The sequence below is a fragment of the Chroococcidiopsis sp. SAG 2025 genome, assembly GCF_032860985.1.
Lineage (GTDB): Bacteria > Cyanobacteriota > Cyanobacteriia > Cyanobacteriales > Chroococcidiopsidaceae > Chroococcidiopsis.
In genome coordinates this window covers 4,905,961-4,922,125 of the sequence record NZ_JAOCNC010000001.1, presented here as the reverse complement: position 1 = coordinate 4,922,125, position 16,165 = coordinate 4,905,961, and the positions used below count along the sequence as shown (strand labels likewise).

Genomic DNA, 16,165 nt, shown 5'->3' with positions numbered 1-16,165 from the left:
CCGCAAAAACCTTTAGCGATCTTCTTTGCGCCTCTGCGCCTTTGCGTGACATCATTTTTAGCAAAACCACTCCTACATCGCAATCGTCTCCTTCGTCTGAGCCGATCGCCGCGCTGCATCTGCAACTTTCAGAGCATACAAACTTTCAGTTGGAGACACGTACAAAGGCGCACCCGTATGTAAACGATCTAATACCATACCTGTATCTTTAGCAAATAATCCACGTCGAGAACCAATGTCAATTTTTGTTGTTTCCTCTGCTTGAATTAAAACACCATCATCCTTATCAAAAATCAAACCACCTCGGTCAGCGTGAACCTCAAATTTGCGCTCGTTTTGCCACAAAGTTTCCCCTTTACCATAACTAACTTCGGCAATCGCTCCGCTAGTAAATCGAATTTGTGCCGTACACAAACACACTTGAAAAAATGACTCGGGATCTGTACCCCAATAACGATTTTGACAACTGATAGTCTCAACCGTACCGAATAAATCTGTAAGGCGATGGATTCTCGATAGCGCTCCACATAGAGGAAAGCCAAACATCTCTTGATTGTAAGTCCAACGTCGAGGCGCGGGGCGTTGGGGATTCATCGTGCTGTAACGGGCGTAGAACGGGCTACCAACTTGTGGTAAATACTGTTTTAAGGCTTGGTGTAAGCCACCGAGTAACTCAATATGTTCGACGTGCAATAACCGATTTTGAGTTTTAGCTAGAGCAATAATTTCCTCTGCTTCCGCTACATCCAAAGCCAAAGGATATTCTACAACGACGTGCTTGTGGTTCTGTAAAGCAGCTTTGGCGATTGCTCCATGATCTGAGTTAATCGTACAAATAACAACGAGATCGATATCTTCCCGTGCTACTAACTGTTGCCAAGAATCAACCGCTTGAGCTTGATACGTCTGACTAAAGGTTGCTGTCTTTTCAGGAGTATGCCCAGTAATTGCAACGACACGCGATCGCTCGTCTTGTCCAAAAGATTCTGCTCTTAACTTCGCTGCATAGCCAGTACCTACTATTCCGATCTGAATTTGGTCATCGAGCATTGTGAAGATTGGTGTGTGGTAAGGGATAAGAAAAAAGTTTTGACTTTTGACTTTTGACTTTTGACTTTTAACTTTTGACTTTTGACTTTTAACTTGTTTATGATGTTCCGAAACGGCTAGTAGGTGCTGAAGTTATGCTCTGCTGCCTCAATCCCAACTGCCAAAATCCAGTTAACCCTGACGATCGGGAATATTGCTTCAGTTGTGGCACAAAGCTCGTTCCGAGTTTGGGCGATCGCTTCCGTCCAGTTTACCCCCTAGCTGGTGGTGGCTTGAGTCAAATATTTCTCGCTCAAGATCGAGATGCACGAGAATCTTACGTGGTACAACAATTGACGTTGCCTAGAGCTAATAACTACCATCTCGTCTCGAATATTTTTCACTCTCTAGCGAAGAAATTAGCACAAATCGGTGAAAACGATCGGATTCCTACTCTGTCGGCTTATTTTACCCAAGGAAATTATTTTTATTTAGTTCAACCAGCAATTTCGGGGCAAACCTTAAGACAGGAATTAGTTCAGCAAGGAACATTTAGCGAGCAACAAATTTGGGATGTCTTAGGTCAAATATTGCCGTTACTTTATTTCATCCACAAGCGCCAGATCGTTCACGGAAATATAAACTTAGAAAGTATTATCCGCCGTAATAGTGATGAAAGGTTGATGTTAATTAACTTCGATCTGACCAAACATCTGTTTCATCCAAACAATTTACATCCAAACAACTCATTTGATGATGACTGGGCATTACAAACAAATCTCGATTTCTACGATTTAAGTGTAGCTTGTCTGCATTTATTATCTGGACATCCCTATTTTTCTTGGCTTCAAGGCGATCGCAACTGGAGTGCGAATTGGCAACGTCACCCGTTATTACAAGCAGTTAGCCAGGAACTCGCGCAGGCAATCGATCGGTTACTACAAAAAAAACCTCAGCAAAACTATCTTGCAATAGCGCGATCGCCTCAGCCGATTGCACCTGCACTGACAACCCCGTTAACCGCAGTAGAAACCGCAGCTTTAGTATCCCCGCAGGCAAACACCTCAGCCACATCGCCTCAACCCACAGTCATAACTCCATCAGCAAAACCATCTAAACGGAGTCGGCTTTTAGGTGGCTGCTTTCTGCTGTTACTGGCACTAGTAGCGTATTTGTATTACTGGCAACAACAGCAAGTCAATACCATAACAGGGCATACAGATGAAGTGAATAGTGTTGCCTTTACTCCTGACGGTAAAAAGTTTGCTACTGGTAGCGACGATCGCACTGTCAGAATCTGGGATGCAAATAGCTGGCGAGAAATTCGCTCGCTTGAGGAACATTTAGACTGGGTTTATTCTGTGGCGATCGGTAATGACAATCAAACCCTTGTCAGTGGCAGTAAAGACAATACCGTAAAAGTCTGGAATCTCAACACTGGGCGAGAAATCAAAACTCTACGCGGGCATAAAAGCTATGTCAATTACGTTGCCATTAGCCCAGACGGACAAAAGATTGCCAGTGCAAGTTATGACAAGACGGCTAAAATTTGGGATCTGAAGACAGGGAAAAATATCACCCTTACAGGGCATACAGCGGAAGTTCTCACCGTTGCCATCAGCCCCAACGGGCGGAAGCTAGTCACTGGGAGCGGCGATAAGACTATGAAAATTTGGGATTTAAACCATAATCCAGTTAAAGAATTGCGCACCCTCAAAGGACACAAAGATGCGGTTTGGTCTGTTGCCATTAGTCCAGATAGCCAGCAACTTTACAGCGTCAGCGACGGCACGACGATCGCAGTTTGGAATCTTAACACTGGTAGAGCAATTCGGACGATCGCAGGTCATACTGCCGATATCAATCTCGTTGCTGTGAGTCCAGATGGGCAAACAATTGCTACGTCTAGTGACGATCGGACAATAAAGCTGTGGAACATCATTTCAGGCGCAGAAATCGCCACGTTTAAAGGGCATACAGCAGCAGTTTGGGCTGTGGCATTCAGCCCTGATGGGCGCAAGTTGGTAAGTACGAGCGAGGACAAAACAGTTAAGGTGTGGCGCGTACCGCAATGAGGGGAGAATTCGGAATTCGGAATGAATTATGACTTGTGACTTGTGACTTGTCCCCGTCCTTGACAGCTCGTCATTTGACAAGGAGTACGTTTTTTTTAGTATATTTTCAGTATATTTTGGGTATTTCTACCCTAGAAATAACTAGCCAGGGAAGATAAACCAAAGGAGAAGAAACTTTCCTCAATTTTCTCGATACAAGTGATAAAGATTCTCAATTAACTTGCGACAAACTTTGAATGACTTTATACTCTCTTGTAAGGCAATTCTCGTTCTTCTGAACTCTACTCAGGTACAAATCCACCTGCTTACATTCTGAAAATAGATATTACAATCGCCAATAATGCCGTCTACCATACCTGAACTTTGAAATTTACACTTGGAACTGCTTATGTCATCCCTCTTGCCCACAATTACCGTAGCTGAGAATTTATCTCAGCAGACTTTCAAGCGTCATGACTCAATTCCCCTAAAATCGGAAATGCTGTTGCATATCGAGCGGGGAGCTGTTCGCACTGTTACTTGGAATGAGGAGGGAACAGTAATGACACTGGGGTATTGGGGTACAGGTGATGTTGTCGGTCAGCCTTTGTCGAATATCCAACCTTATCAAGTTGAGTGCATTACAAGTGTAGAAGTCAGCTACGTCCCCTCGTACCAAAGAGAACGGGTGTTGACAGCAATTTGCCAGCACGTACAACAAGCGGAGGAACTACTAAGTATTATTCGCCAAACCAACGCTCGCGATCGCCTGCTACAAATGCTACTGTGGTTAGCGCGTAAGTTTGCCCGTCCTGTGGAACGCGGACGGTTAATTGACTTGCGCCTGACTCATCAAGAAATCGCAGAATTTATTGGTATGACTCGCGTATCCGTGACGCGCCTGCTATCTCAGCTCGAACAAGAAGGTATCATCGATCGCCCCCGCCGCCATTTCATTGTCTTATTAGATCGTCAAACTAAATTTGCCTGATCTATAACGATTTATTATTGGCTTATGGTGGGTATTGCCCACCATATTAACCTCTACTTTTCAACAACAGTTCTGATAAGATCGAGGCAATATTCCAAGCATCATCCCCGCCGCGATGGTGCGTGCCTTCGAGGGCAAAATTGAGTTTTTCTAATGCTTCTGCCATGCCGATTTCATTGGGTAGAGCATGAATAACCGCAAATAAAGTTTTGACGTTGATATGTCTGGAACCAAAGGGATAATTTATCTTTTTGAACTGACATTGTTTTTCAAATTGTCTTCTGTCGTAATCTCCAAAGCTTGCCCAAATCCGCTCTTGCGATTGATATTTGTGTTTCAGAATTGTGCAGGCTTCTTTTAAGGAAATACCTTGCTCGACTTGAGCTTGGGTTAAGGTGGTAAGTTGAGTACAAAATTCACTGACTTGAGATTTTTCGGGTTTGACTAAAATACTTTCTTTTTCTAGTCTTTTGCCTGAAGCTACATCAAGCGTGCAAATTCCAATTTCGATAATTTCGCTTTCTTGTCCGGCTGGCGGTTTGTCTTCCCAGCAGGTAGATTCAATATCTATAACTATAATTCGATCTGTTTTTTTAGCCACTGATTTATACTTGTTAGGGTTTAAAGATCTGGTTCTGTTTCGCGCAAAGCCGCAAAGTCGCCAAGAAGAACGCAAAAAAATATTAGGGCAGGGAAGGATGAGATTTATCTTTGCATTGTCTAGAGCTGAAACCTATGGTTTGAAACACGCGCTGTACTAAATTGCAAAGTATCAATTAATACTAATTATGTCATCATTTGGTTGGAAAGGATGACACGAGATGTTCATGAGAGTTGAGAGCAATAGCGGAGAAGCATCTTTATACATTGCCGTGATTCTATTTGAATCATCATCAAGTGTGCCAAGCGATCGCACTTTATACGAGGAATGTTTTATACTCATTCAAGCGAACTCTTTAGAGGAAGCTAGGGAAAAAGCTTTGCTTTACAGCCGCCAACAAGAATGCAGCTATCAAAATCAGGACAAAGACACTATTACTTGGACTTGCAAGCAGATAATTGATGTAAATTCAGTTTTGTACGATGATTTTGGCGACGTTACGGAAATCTATGCCCGACATTTTCGGAATTACGAAGCCTATTGTCAATTCGAGCCGCTTTTATCAGGGGAAGAACTTTAATTTCTTGCTTGTAGAAACGTTATATCCTCTGTAGAGACGTTACATGTAACGTCTCTACATCAGGTATTGTGACAATATTCCACTCGAAATTGTTCTACCACCCGATCCAAACCTACGGAATGAGCGGCTTTAAATAAAATGCGATCGCCTGCTTTCACTCCTCCTTTCAACCGTTTGACTAATTCTGCATGAGTAGCAAAACACTCTACAGGTATACCCGCCGCACTCTGCGCGATCGCTTCTGCATCCGTACTGTCTACCAAAACCAGCAGTAAATCTAAATTCAACTGCCATGCCATTGCCCCGACTTTTTGATGTAATTCTCGCGATCGCTCTCCCAATTCTTTCATCGCACCCAACACTGCGATGTGTCGGTTTCCTGGTGTCTGCGCTAATAGTTGTAACGCTGCCAGCATAGCTTCTGGCGCAGCATTATAACTTTCATCTAAGATTACCACGTCGTTGGCTAATTCATAACGTTGCGATCGCCCTGATGGCATATCGACAGTTAAACCTGCTTTCAGCGCCGACCAATCGATCTGTAATACTTGAGCTACTGCCAGAGCTGCCAAGAAATTGAGGGCGTTGTGTCGTCCTGGTAAGGGTAAAGGCAACTCTAATCCTGCTACTCTTAAAGTTTGAGAATCGAGTAATTCCCCTCGAACATCTCCCCCTTCTAAACCGTAGGTAATAGTTTTTTCCTGCCATACGGTGTTAGCAGTAGAAATTAAACGTGAATTGTCGCAATTGAGGATTGCTAGGCTATCTTGAGGCATTTCAGCCAATAATTCGCATTTTGCCTGGGCGATCGCCTCTTCAGAACCCAAGCGTTCAATATGTGCCGTGCCAACATTAGTAATGACACCAATAGTAGGACGAGCAATTTGAGTTAATAAGGCAATTTCACCTTTTCCTCGCATTGCCATTTCAATCACTGCAAAATCATGCTCGGCATCTAGTCCCAATAATGTTTTGGGTACGCCGATTTCGTTGTTGAAATTTGCATGAGTTTTCAAGACGTTGCCCTGAGTTCCCAAGACAGCTGCAATTAACTCCTTAGTGGTGGTTTTCCCGACAGAACCAGTTACGCCAATGACGGGAATATGAAACTGACTGCGCCACCAAGAGGCAATTTGTTGATACGCCTGAAGGGAATCTCGTACCTGCAATACAGGTAAATCCCCTTGATAGTGTCCGTCAACAATTGCTGCGATCGCACCTTTTTCAATTGCCGTTGCGACAAATCCATGTCCGTCGAACTTTTCCCCGCGCAAAGCCACAAATATATCTCCAGGCTTGAGGCTGCGCGTATCGGTGTTAATTCCCGTACAAGTTGAAGCTAAAGCATTGTCAGAAAGATGTAGTGGCTTAGCAGCCAATAGAGAAATGAGTCGATCGAGAGTGACTTGGAAAGACATGTTGGAGAAGTCAGAAGTTGGAAACCGGAAGTCGGCAGTCGGTAAAGGTTATAGAGGGTGTAGGCAAATTTTGACTTTTAGCTTTTGGCTTTTGACTTCTTCCCTAACCCTTACCCCTTACTCTTCACTAAAGCTGCTTTTGCATTGTGATTTAATAACAGTTTGCCATCGGCATCAATGCTAAAGTCTACACCAGGAATAAATTTTTGGTTAATTAACTGCTTGTAAAACGCTAAATTGGTAATTTTTCTAATTTCCTGCATGAGATCGGCAGGAATCATCTGTTCTATAGTCCAGAAAACTGCATCGACATCAAACCAGAGGATACGCTCAATACCGACAAGCAACAAGCCAGCTAATTCTTCGTTTGTCAGTTTTGTTCTCAAATCGCTAATGATATCGCTACCAATCTCTGAATTACGAGTCATCATGACTCTAGCGATTCTGGCAATTTCTGTTTCCAATTGTAAAGGGTTGCGATCGAGCATTTGACTTCCTGGGATATAGAGCTGAAGCTAAACCGAGCAAAAACGTGCTGATGGTTTTGCTAAGTATATCCAAATTAGGAGACAAATAGACCCTAAGATAGATGATTAATTTGTGTCGCTACGAAATTTATTTGTCCAAGCTGCAACAAAAATTGATGCGGTACATTTTATGAGTGACTCCTGTTTGTTGCCGAAACCATTTGCCTCAATGACTGTGACTGCTGAAACCACACAGCAAAGCAATGTCCATAATGGATAGTTCGGTTTGTTTAAGTATCAAATAGTCTCAATTCTGGGGCGATCGAGTCGAAGCCTTTTTGTAAGTGTCTGCGCCGATCCCAACTCGATCGCATCAGATGAATACTATACAGCCATTACACTCCTGCTGGGAAGAGATTACCTTGACTTGAGGAATGGATGATGCTCTTTTTCAATTGATTCGATAACTGCTAATCCAATGACAGAAGCCGATAAAAGCAGTACTACAGAAACCAGATAAGCGTTGACAAAAATGCGTAAGGCTGTATCGAAAAAAATGTACGTAGTCATTTTTACTTGCTTTGGCTCAACTTAGGAGTTGATGCGATTGACTTTTCTATTTACCCATCTGTCTGGGTGAGAGTTCCACCGAGAGATTACTGTAATTAATTTTCTTTTTAGATACCACCTCTGTGATTGTACTGAGGGAAGGCTATTACCGATTCGGGATGTAGGTGATGCGTAATTGGTAGTTGGTAGTTGGCGGTGTTGACAGTTGGTTTTTTCCCTTCTTCTTTCCCTTACCCCTTATCCCTTACCCCTACTAAAAAAGACACCGTTCGATTGTAGCTACCACAGATTGAGACAGGGCAGGGAGATCGTAACCTCCTTCTAGACCGAAGACAATCCGGTGAGTAATCTTAAGACAAAATTCCGTAAATAATCCGTAATCTTGCGGTTGCAGGTACATTTCTGCTAGAGGATCGGCGGCGTTAGCGTCGTATCCAGCACTGACAATCAATAGATCGGGTTGAAACTGAGTTAAAAATGGCATCACTTGAGTTTCAAAGACTGGTTGGTAGTCAGCAATCGTGCTACCTGGGGGGAGGGGTAGGTTGAGGACGTTGTTGTGTGCGCCTGTTTCGGCGGCTTTACCAGTGCCAGGATAGCAGGGAGACTGATGTAAGGAACAAAAAGCAATTTGGGGGTGATGCTCGACGATCTCCTGAGTCCCGTTACCGTGGTGTACGTCCCAGTCTAAAATTGCCACGCGGTTGATGTTGGGCTGTTCTAAGGCATAATGAGCGGCGATCGCCGCATTGGAAAATAAACAAAATCCCATGCCGCGATCGCTTTCGGCGTGGTGTCCAGGCGGACGAGAGAGGACAAAAGCAGGGTTATTTGTCGCCAACGTGTAATCGATCCCGTCCAACCAGGCGTTGACTGCTAATATTGCCACATCGTAGCTGCGGGGAGATACAGGAGTATCGAGATCTAAATAACCACCACCCTGTGTAGCGAGTTCTCGAACAGATTGGATGTGATGGGGTGAATGGACTTTTTTCAACCACGCGATCGCCCTTTGGGAGTCTGTCACAGGCGATCGCCATTCTAGTTGGTGAGCAAAGCTAGTATGTTGTAAAGCAGATGCGATCGCGCTGATGCGTTCTGGTTTTTCTGGGTGAAATCGTCCCGTTTTGTGTTCGAGAAACTCGTCAGAATAGATGACAGCCAGCATATCTCTAGCAATCCTTATTGATTCATCAGATTAGCGCGTTGTGGTTGTCATTAGTCAATGGTCATTTGTTAATGGTTGACGGTAAACGCTGCGCTACACTTCGTGAAGACAGTTGACGGTTAATAGTTGATGGTCACTGGTCACTGTCCGTCGGCATAATGTCATCGCGCAAATCTTCGCCACTGTTTAACATTTCCGGCGATACGGCTTGGTTTGCCCGCAGTTCTTCAGGACTGAGTTGCTTCATTTGGTCGTGTACGGAAGGTGGATGTTTAATCTTGTCCAGTACCTCTGGAGCGAGTTGCGATGGATCTCCTGGGGGATTTTGCTTTTCTGCCTGATTTGGAGCCGTTTCACTGCTCATATCTAATTCTCACCTCTACACGCCCCAGCTTAAAAGCGATCGCCTGCTGGCACACACTATCTTGAGGCTTAAATTAGTTGTCAGTTATCAGGGAGCAGGGAGCAGAGGAGCAGAGGGTGCAACAACCAACAACAAATGACCAATGACCAACCAATCCCTAGCAAAATATGATAAAATTTTGATATAATTTACAGCTTTTTGGCAGCTAAACCGAAGATTTAGCAACATCTTGGGCATTGTCTGCTGAAAATCGACAAATTTGGAGTTTTTTGCAAAGATATGACCATCATTCCAACCGATCTGCGGAACGAAATGTCGCGGTCTTACCTGGAATACGCCATGAGCGTAATTGTAGGTAGGGCGCTACCAGATGCCAGGGATGGTCTGAAACCCGTGCATCGCCGAATTCTTTACGCCATGCATGAGTTGGGATTAACGGCAGACCGTCCGTTCCGTAAATGCGCCCGTGTTGTGGGGGAGGTACTAGGTAAATATCATCCCCACGGCGATACGGCTGTGTATGATGCCTTGGTACGGATGGCGCAGGATTTCTCCATGCGATCGCCCCTGATTGCAGGGCATGGTAACTTTGGCTCGGTGGATAACGATCCCCCAGCGGCAATGCGTTACACCGAATGTCGCTTGCAGGCATTAACTGAAAATGCTTTATTGCAGGACATTGAAGCCGAAACTGTAGACTTTATCGACAACTTCGACGGTTCCCAGCAGGAACCGATTGTTTTACCTGCGAGAATTCCCCAACTGTTGCTCAACGGGTCTTCGGGAATTGCCGTGGGGATGGCGACAAATATTCCACCGCATAATTTGGGCGAATTAATTGACGGTGTAGTGGCGCTGATTCACAATCCAGAAATTAGCGATCGCCAGTTGATGCAATACATCCCTGGTCCCGACTTCCCTACGGGTGGAAAAATCTTGGGAACGTCGGGAATTCACGAAGCGTTTACCACCGGTCGCGGTTCGATTACGATGCGCGGCGTAGCGGAGATCGAAACAGTCGAACAGCGAGGACGACCGGAACGAGAAGCAATTATTATTACTCAACTGCCTTACCAAACTAACAAGGCAGCGTTAATTGAAAAAATTGCCGAACTCGTTAACGACAAGCGGATTGAAGGGATTGCCGATATTCGGGATGAAAGCGATCGTGATGGGATGAGAATCGTCATCGAACTCAAGCGCGATGCCTATCCCCGCGTCGTCCTCAACAACCTTTACAAGCAAACTCCGCTTCAAGCTAACTTTGGTGCGAATATGCTGGCGTTGGTCAACAACGAACCCCAGCTATTGACTTTAAAACAGTTTCTTCACGTCTTCTTAGAGTTCCGCGTCGAGTCGATTACCCGCCGCACCCGATACGAACTAAGGAAAGCTGAAGAACGGGATCATATCCTGCAAGGTTTGCTGATTGCCTTACTCAACCTAGACGAGATCATTGCTGCAATCCGCAGTGCTGCCGATACAACTACGGCAAAACAGCAATTAATCGACACTCATGGACTATCGGAAGCCCAAGCCGATGCAATTTTACAAATGCAGTTGCGCCGACTGACGGCACTAGAAGCAGAGAAAATTCGTCAAGAACACGAAGATTTACAAGTCCAGATTGCCGATTTAAAAGATATCTTGGCACGACGGGAACGGATTTTAGAAATCATCGAAACTGAAATCACCCAAATCAAACAAGCCCACGCCACCCCTCGCCGCACGGAAATCGAACCTGCTGAAGGGGAATTCGATGCGATTGACTTAATCGCCAACGAAAAAGCAGTAATTCTGTTGACGGAACAAGGCTACATCAAGCGGATGCCCTTAGATACCTTTGAAGCTCAAAGTCGGGCAACGCGGGGTAAATCGGGGACGCGAATGAAAGAGGATGATGGTGTCGATCACTTCCTCACCTGCTGCGACCACGACAGCGTTTTATTCTTCAGCGATCGCGGTGTGGTCTACTCCCTCAAAGCCTATCAAATTCCAGTGGGATCGCGTACCAGTCGGGGCGTGCCAATCGTGCAAATGCTACCGATCCCCAAAGAAGAAAGGATTACTTCCATCGTTCCAGTCAGCGAATTTAGCAGCGATGAATATTTGGTGATGCTAACTAAAGGCGGTTACATCAAGAAAACCGAACTCGCAGCTTTCACCAATATTCGGGCAAACGGACTGATTGCAATCTCCTTAGAAGAGGGCGATCAATTGCGTTGGGTGCGTAGGGCGCGAGTCGAAGATAGCATTATCATTGGTTCTCGCTTCGGCATGGCAATTCACTTTAGAACCAGCCACGAACAATTGCGTCCTTTGGGTAGAGCCACTCGTGGCGTAAAAGCCATGAAACTGCGAGAGGGAGACGAACTAATCGGCATGGATATCATTGCCAGTGCCGTACTCGCTGCTTCGCAGATGGAAGAAGCCGATCCCGCTGAAGCCGAAGTCGAAGAAACCGAAATCGTCGAAACCGAAACCGAGGAAAATGGCGAAATAGCGAATGCTGGCGAGGGTCCTTGGGTTTTAATCGTGACAATGGCAGGCTATGGCAAGCGCGTTCCCGTCTCCCAATTCAAGTTGTACAATCGCGCCACCAAAGGCAAAATTGCGACGAAATTCAAGCAAAATCGCAAATTTAAAGACAAACTAGCAGCCTTGATGGTGGTGAATGCAGGCGATGAATTGATGTTAATCACGACTCGCGGCATTATCATTCGTCAATCCACCGATGCCATCCCCCGTCAATCTCGCAGTGCGACAGGCGTAAGAGTACAACGCTTGGACGAAGACGATGCGATCGCGGCTGTAGCTTTGGTTCCATCTGATGTCAGCGATGAAGCGGCTGCGTGTTAAGAGGAGCGAGGAGCGAGGAGTGAGGAGTGAAGGGAATCTCAACTCTCGTTTTTCGCTCCTTATTGCTCTTGCTAGTGGTATCTTGATGGGGCTTACCGTTGCCCCTGTAGGAGCCTGGTATCTCGCCTGGATTGCCCTTGCTCCCTTATGGGTATTAGTAGCTAAATCTCCCGACTCCCGACGAGCGATTCCCGACTCCCTCCTTTGGGGCATTGGCTATCACGGTGTCGCTTTATTTTGGATTACGGGCATTCATCCGATGACTTGGATGGGTGTACCGTGGTTGAGTAGTCTGGCGATCGCCCTTTTCTGCTGGATCTTCATCACCCTCTGGGGAGCCGCCCTCGTAGCCACCTGGAGCATTAGCATAAAAACGCTCCTCAACTGGAAAATACGCACCTTAAAATCCTTATTTCCCAACGCAAAATCATCAAAGATACTTAGCGCCTTTGCGTCTTTGCGTGACAAAATTCCCATTAACCTTGTCCGCCTCCTCCTCGGTGTTACCCTTTGGTGCGGCTTAGAAAGCTTGTGGAGTGCCGGACCCTTGTGGTGGTCTTCGCTTTCCTACACCCAAAGCCCTCACAACCTACCCATTCTCCATCTCGGACAACTTTCTGGACCGATGGCGGTTACAGCTGCGATCGTGGCTGTGAATGGATTATTTGCCGAAGCTTGGATGGTAGTATTCGGGAGTAGGGAGTCGGTAGGGGCGAACGGTAGTGCGCCCGTACAGGGAAATCGGAAAAGATCTCTTGTCTTGTGCCTTCTGCCTCCTACCTTTTGCCTTCTAGTTCACCTTTTGGGCTATAGCTTGTACAGCCTTCCCCTAGCTCAAACTCCAGATACAGCAATTCAAGTGGGGATCGTCCAGGGTAACGTCCCCAATAAAATCAAACTTTATCCTGAAGGCTTTCGGAAGGCGATCGAAGGTTATACGACTGGCTACCAAACTTTAGCCGATCGTGGGGTAGATGCAGTTTTAACCCCAGAAGGAGCTTTACCTTTTCGCTGGCATGACGTTCAACGCACTTCTTTTTACTCAGCGGTTAAAGAAAGAGGTGTAGTTGCTTGGTTGGGATTGTTTGGCGATAAAGAAGGAGGCTATACAAACAGTATTTTCACCCTACTGAGTAACGGACAGATTTTTAGTCGTTACGACAAATCAAAATTAGTGCCAATTGGCGAATACGTTCCGTTTCAAGAAATTTTAGGTGGAATTATTTCTCGACTCTCACCCCTTGACGAGCATCAACTAGCAGGTGCGCCAAATCAATTATTCGATACTCCTTTCGGTCGAGCAATTGTAGGGATTTGTTACGAATCTGCCTTTCCCGAACGATTTCGCTATCAAGCCGCTGCTGGCGGGCAATTTATCCTCAGTCCTTCCAACGATGCTCATTACAGTGCTGCGATGCCAGCTCAACACCATGCTTTAGATATCATGCGAGCAATTGAAACCGATCGCTGGGCTGTGCGTGCTGTCAATACCGGATATTCTGCTTTTGTCGATCCTCACGGTAAAACTGTTTGGATATCGGGACACAATACTTACGAAGTTCATGCAGAAACTATTTATCGCCGCCAAACCAAGACTTTATACGTGCGCTGGGGAGATTGGTTAACGCCGATATTGATGGTATTGGCTTTTTTGGTTTGGATGGTAGGGCTGGTTGTGTGAATTTATGTTTGAGAAATTTGAACGCGGATGGACGCAGATGAACGCGGATGGATGTAAATGAGTAGTAGCGACACTCAACTATTGTTCTATAAGTAGCTCGAATCCTGGTAAAATGCTTTCTCCAGAGAGGACAACGGGTAAAGATACTACTTCTATAGGCTGGCTGGGTCGATAAATTTCTACTTGGTTATTTTGAGGATTGATGAGCCAACCAAGACGCAGACCGTTATCCAAATACTCTTGCATCTTTTCTTGCAACGGTTTCAGCGTATCAGTGCGAGAGCGTAGCTCAATAACAAAATCTGGACACAGAGGAGGAAACTTTTCTCGTTCTTCTGGAGTTAGAGCCTCCCATCGTTCCAGTCTTACCCAAGCTGCATCAGGAGAACGGTTAGCACCATTGGGGAGACGAAAAATTGTCGAGGAACTGAATACTTTTCCTAACCTCGTTTGACGATTCCAATTATTTAAATCTGTTATCAGATCTGCTTCCTGATTTCCACTCTCTCCTCCTACGGGTGGCACGATAATTAACTCTCCTTTGGCATTCAGCTCTAAATTCAACTCGCGATTTGCCATGCACAGTTGATAAAACTGTTCCTGAGTCAAATGCACAATTGGTTCTAGATTTAATATCACCGTATCCATAAAGAATGGTAATGGGTAATGGGTAGTTGGTAATTGTTGGTTGACAGTTTATTCTCCCTTGTCTCCCTTGTCCCCCTTGTCTCATTTCTTCGCTTCCCAAGGCTTAACCTGTACTTCTCCCTTGGGTGTAAAGGTAACTTGAAACTGCGCTAATGATTCAGGAGTAGGAGTAGCACCCGCAGTAGGCTGAGATAGTAGGCGAGGTAGGGGAGTTTGCTGGACTTGCCCGTTGGATACGTCGTTAGTCGCAACATAGCCTTTAATCGCTCCATTAGCAGCTACGCCAACGCGGTAAACTAAATCTTGACCGAGGGCTACGTTAGGCTTCCACGCCGGTCGGAGTTGGTCGGTGAGTTTTTGCTGTAATTGCACCAATTGCAACGGATCGGTGATGGGTGGTGCGTTAGCAATGTTGGTAGATTGGGCGGATGGAGAGGTGGGTTCTGTAGGACGGCGGACAGCTTCGGGAATGGGAATTAAGAAAAAGGCGATCGCGGCTAGAGCTAATCCCGATGCGCCTACGGTGGCGGGTACGGCTTGCTTGACTAACTGCTGTCCCGATCGCACGTAGCGCCGCGAAACTGGAGCTAGTTGCAGCGTTAAATCTGGTAAGGTTTGAGTGTCGGCAAAAAACTGATCGATTGCCTCTACTAAGTCAAATAATTGTACTGTTGTCAGCTCGACTTCCTGCGTCGTGCCTTCAGTGTGGCTATTTGCCTCTGATTCTTTATGACTTTCTGGCTGGACGATCAAACGATGACGATCGCGATCGATTTTTTGCAGATGTACCAAGCTAGATTCTTTGTTGTGCGCTTCTGGGTGCGTGACGTGACTCAAAAATTCTTGGGCGTAACCGCTAACAGCTGTAACCAAACTTTCAAAAAAATCTCTACCACCAGTCAAGGTTTGTTTTGCCTGGATCAGCTGACACTCAACATAGGTCAAAATTGTGAGTACGGGTCGCCCATCGAGAGATTGAGAATCGGTCGGGCGATCGCTCAATCCTTCTAAAACTAGCGTGCAATTGGGCAGGCTGTACTTGCGCTGAATCGTCGTCATTCTACTTCCCCATCAAACAAACTGATCCACAATCGCTGCATTCCTGCTGTCCCCGTACAAAATAGCAATTGTTGCAGCAGTGTCAGTGCTAGTTCATCCAACTTTTCGGGGGAATTGTAAGCTAGTACCCCAGAACGACGAGGATTCATCCGACTGCGAAAATGCGATCGAAACCTTTCGAGATAATGAGATAGCCGTAAATTCTGTTCGAGGGGAATTTGCTTGTCACGCATTTGCTGATATGTCAATAGCAACTGTCGAATCACAGCTGTCAACCTGCGGGCTAAATCGGCGGCGATAACGACGAGTGCTTTAGCTTCTAGCAAACTGAGGTCGCGCCGAGCGTGCGATCGCCTCAATGGGTTCGTACAGCGCATTCGCCACAAGTTTACCCGATTTTTGACAATATCTTGTAGTTCTAGCTCCTGCGCTATTGCCAAGAATAATTCCGAACCACCAAGTTCTAGGGCTTCAATCGCCAGTAACATCAAATCAATTTGCAACCTCACCCTTTGAGGACACGCCCTTTCATCAACAGGTGGGTTAGGTAAACTTTCCAGCATCAGGGGGAGGGATGGGACGGTTGAACTATCTAACGGATTCGCGCTTGCGGAGACATTCATCTTAACCAAAGATATACGGGTAAATAACTAAAACCAGCCTTCACTAGATTGGC

15 protein-coding genes are annotated in these 16,165 nt (G+C 45.7%); 5 read left to right on the top strand and 10 right to left on the bottom strand.

Annotated elements, in window-relative coordinates; genetic code table 11:
* Nucleotides 1-72: 72 nt before the first annotated feature.
* On the bottom strand, nucleotides 73-1,050 hold the full coding sequence (locus tag N4J56_RS24160) for a Gfo/Idh/MocA family oxidoreductase (protein ID WP_317108761.1): 978 nt from the start codon (nucleotides 1,048-1,050) through the stop codon (nucleotides 73-75).
* A gap of 134 nt (nucleotides 1,051-1,184) precedes the next feature.
* Here N4J56_RS24160 and N4J56_RS24155 point away from each other — a divergent pair, with 134 nt between their 5' ends.
* Entirely contained in the window at nucleotides 1,185-3,104 is a 1,920-nt protein-coding gene (locus tag N4J56_RS24155) for a protein kinase domain-containing protein (protein ID WP_317108760.1), read from the top strand.
* Nucleotides 3,105-3,492: 388 nt separating this feature from the next.
* A complete protein-coding gene (locus tag N4J56_RS24150; protein WP_317108759.1) occupies nucleotides 3,493-4,074 on the top strand; it encodes a Crp/Fnr family transcriptional regulator in 582 nt (193 codons plus the stop codon).
* Nucleotides 4,075-4,120: 46 nt separating this feature from the next.
* Here the strand turns inward: N4J56_RS24150 and N4J56_RS24145 are convergent, their stop codons facing one another.
* Nucleotides 4,121-4,675, bottom strand: coding sequence for a 3'-5' exonuclease (locus N4J56_RS24145; RefSeq protein WP_317108758.1), 555 nt, complete (start codon nucleotides 4,673-4,675; stop codon nucleotides 4,121-4,123).
* Nucleotides 4,676-4,901: 226 nt separating this feature from the next.
* Here N4J56_RS24145 and N4J56_RS24140 point away from each other — a divergent pair, with 226 nt between their 5' ends.
* Nucleotides 4,902-5,255: a DUF4288 domain-containing protein gene (locus tag N4J56_RS24140; protein WP_317108757.1), complete on the top strand. Its 354-nt coding sequence runs from the start codon at nucleotides 4,902-4,904 to the stop codon at nucleotides 5,253-5,255.
* 59 nt (nucleotides 5,256-5,314) lie between these two features.
* Here the strand turns inward: N4J56_RS24140 and N4J56_RS24135 are convergent, their stop codons facing one another.
* The 5 genes from N4J56_RS24135 to N4J56_RS24115 form a co-directional block, all read right to left on the bottom strand.
* Complete coding sequence (locus N4J56_RS24135; protein WP_317108756.1) at nucleotides 5,315-6,673, bottom strand: UDP-N-acetylmuramoyl-tripeptide--D-alanyl-D-alanine ligase; 1,359 nt, start codon at nucleotides 6,671-6,673, stop codon at nucleotides 5,315-5,317.
* 110 nt (nucleotides 6,674-6,783) lie between these two features.
* Entirely contained in the window at nucleotides 6,784-7,161 is a 378-nt protein-coding gene (locus N4J56_RS24130; RefSeq protein ID WP_317108755.1) for a hypothetical protein, read from the bottom strand.
* Nucleotides 7,162-7,557: 396 nt separating this feature from the next.
* Entirely contained in the window at nucleotides 7,558-7,710 is a 153-nt protein-coding gene (locus tag N4J56_RS24125) for a hypothetical protein (RefSeq protein WP_317108754.1), read from the bottom strand.
* Nucleotides 7,711-7,963: 253 nt separating this feature from the next.
* Nucleotides 7,964-8,878 (bottom strand): histone deacetylase, encoded by a 915-nt coding sequence (locus N4J56_RS24120; protein WP_317108753.1) that lies wholly within the window; start codon nucleotides 8,876-8,878, stop codon nucleotides 7,964-7,966.
* Nucleotides 8,879-9,011: 133 nt separating this feature from the next.
* On the bottom strand, nucleotides 9,012-9,242 hold the full coding sequence (locus tag N4J56_RS24115; RefSeq protein ID WP_317108752.1) for a hypothetical protein: 231 nt from the start codon (nucleotides 9,240-9,242) through the stop codon (nucleotides 9,012-9,014).
* A 279-nt stretch (nucleotides 9,243-9,521) separates the two neighbouring features.
* Here N4J56_RS24115 and gyrA point away from each other — a divergent pair, with 279 nt between their 5' ends.
* The gene (gene gyrA / locus N4J56_RS24110) at nucleotides 9,522-12,101 is read left to right on the top strand and encodes a DNA topoisomerase (ATP-hydrolyzing) subunit A (RefSeq protein WP_317108751.1); all 2,580 of its coding nucleotides are present in this window, start codon (nucleotides 9,522-9,524) and stop codon (nucleotides 12,099-12,101) included.
* An 85-nt stretch (nucleotides 12,102-12,186) separates the two neighbouring features.
* A complete protein-coding gene (gene lnt, locus N4J56_RS24105; protein WP_410500577.1) occupies nucleotides 12,187-13,782 on the top strand; it encodes an apolipoprotein N-acyltransferase in 1,596 nt (531 codons plus the stop codon).
* Between the two features lie 78 nt (nucleotides 13,783-13,860).
* Here the strand turns inward: lnt and N4J56_RS24100 are convergent, their stop codons facing one another.
* The 3 genes from N4J56_RS24100 to N4J56_RS24090 form a co-directional block, all read right to left on the bottom strand.
* Nucleotides 13,861-14,430 carry a Uma2 family endonuclease gene (locus N4J56_RS24100; RefSeq protein WP_317108749.1) on the bottom strand — a complete coding sequence of 190 codons (570 nt, stop codon included), beginning with the start codon at nucleotides 14,428-14,430 and terminating at the stop codon, nucleotides 13,861-13,863.
* Nucleotides 14,431-14,511: 81 nt separating this feature from the next.
* Entirely contained in the window at nucleotides 14,512-15,489 is a 978-nt protein-coding gene (locus tag N4J56_RS24095; protein ID WP_317108748.1) for a DUF4335 domain-containing protein, read from the bottom strand.
* The gene (locus N4J56_RS24090) at nucleotides 15,486-16,112 is read right to left on the bottom strand and encodes a DUF3038 domain-containing protein (RefSeq protein WP_317108747.1); all 627 of its coding nucleotides are present in this window, start codon (nucleotides 16,110-16,112) and stop codon (nucleotides 15,486-15,488) included. Before N4J56_RS24090 ends, N4J56_RS24095 begins: the two co-directional genes overlap by 4 nt.
* Nucleotides 16,113-16,165: the final 53 nt, after the last annotated feature.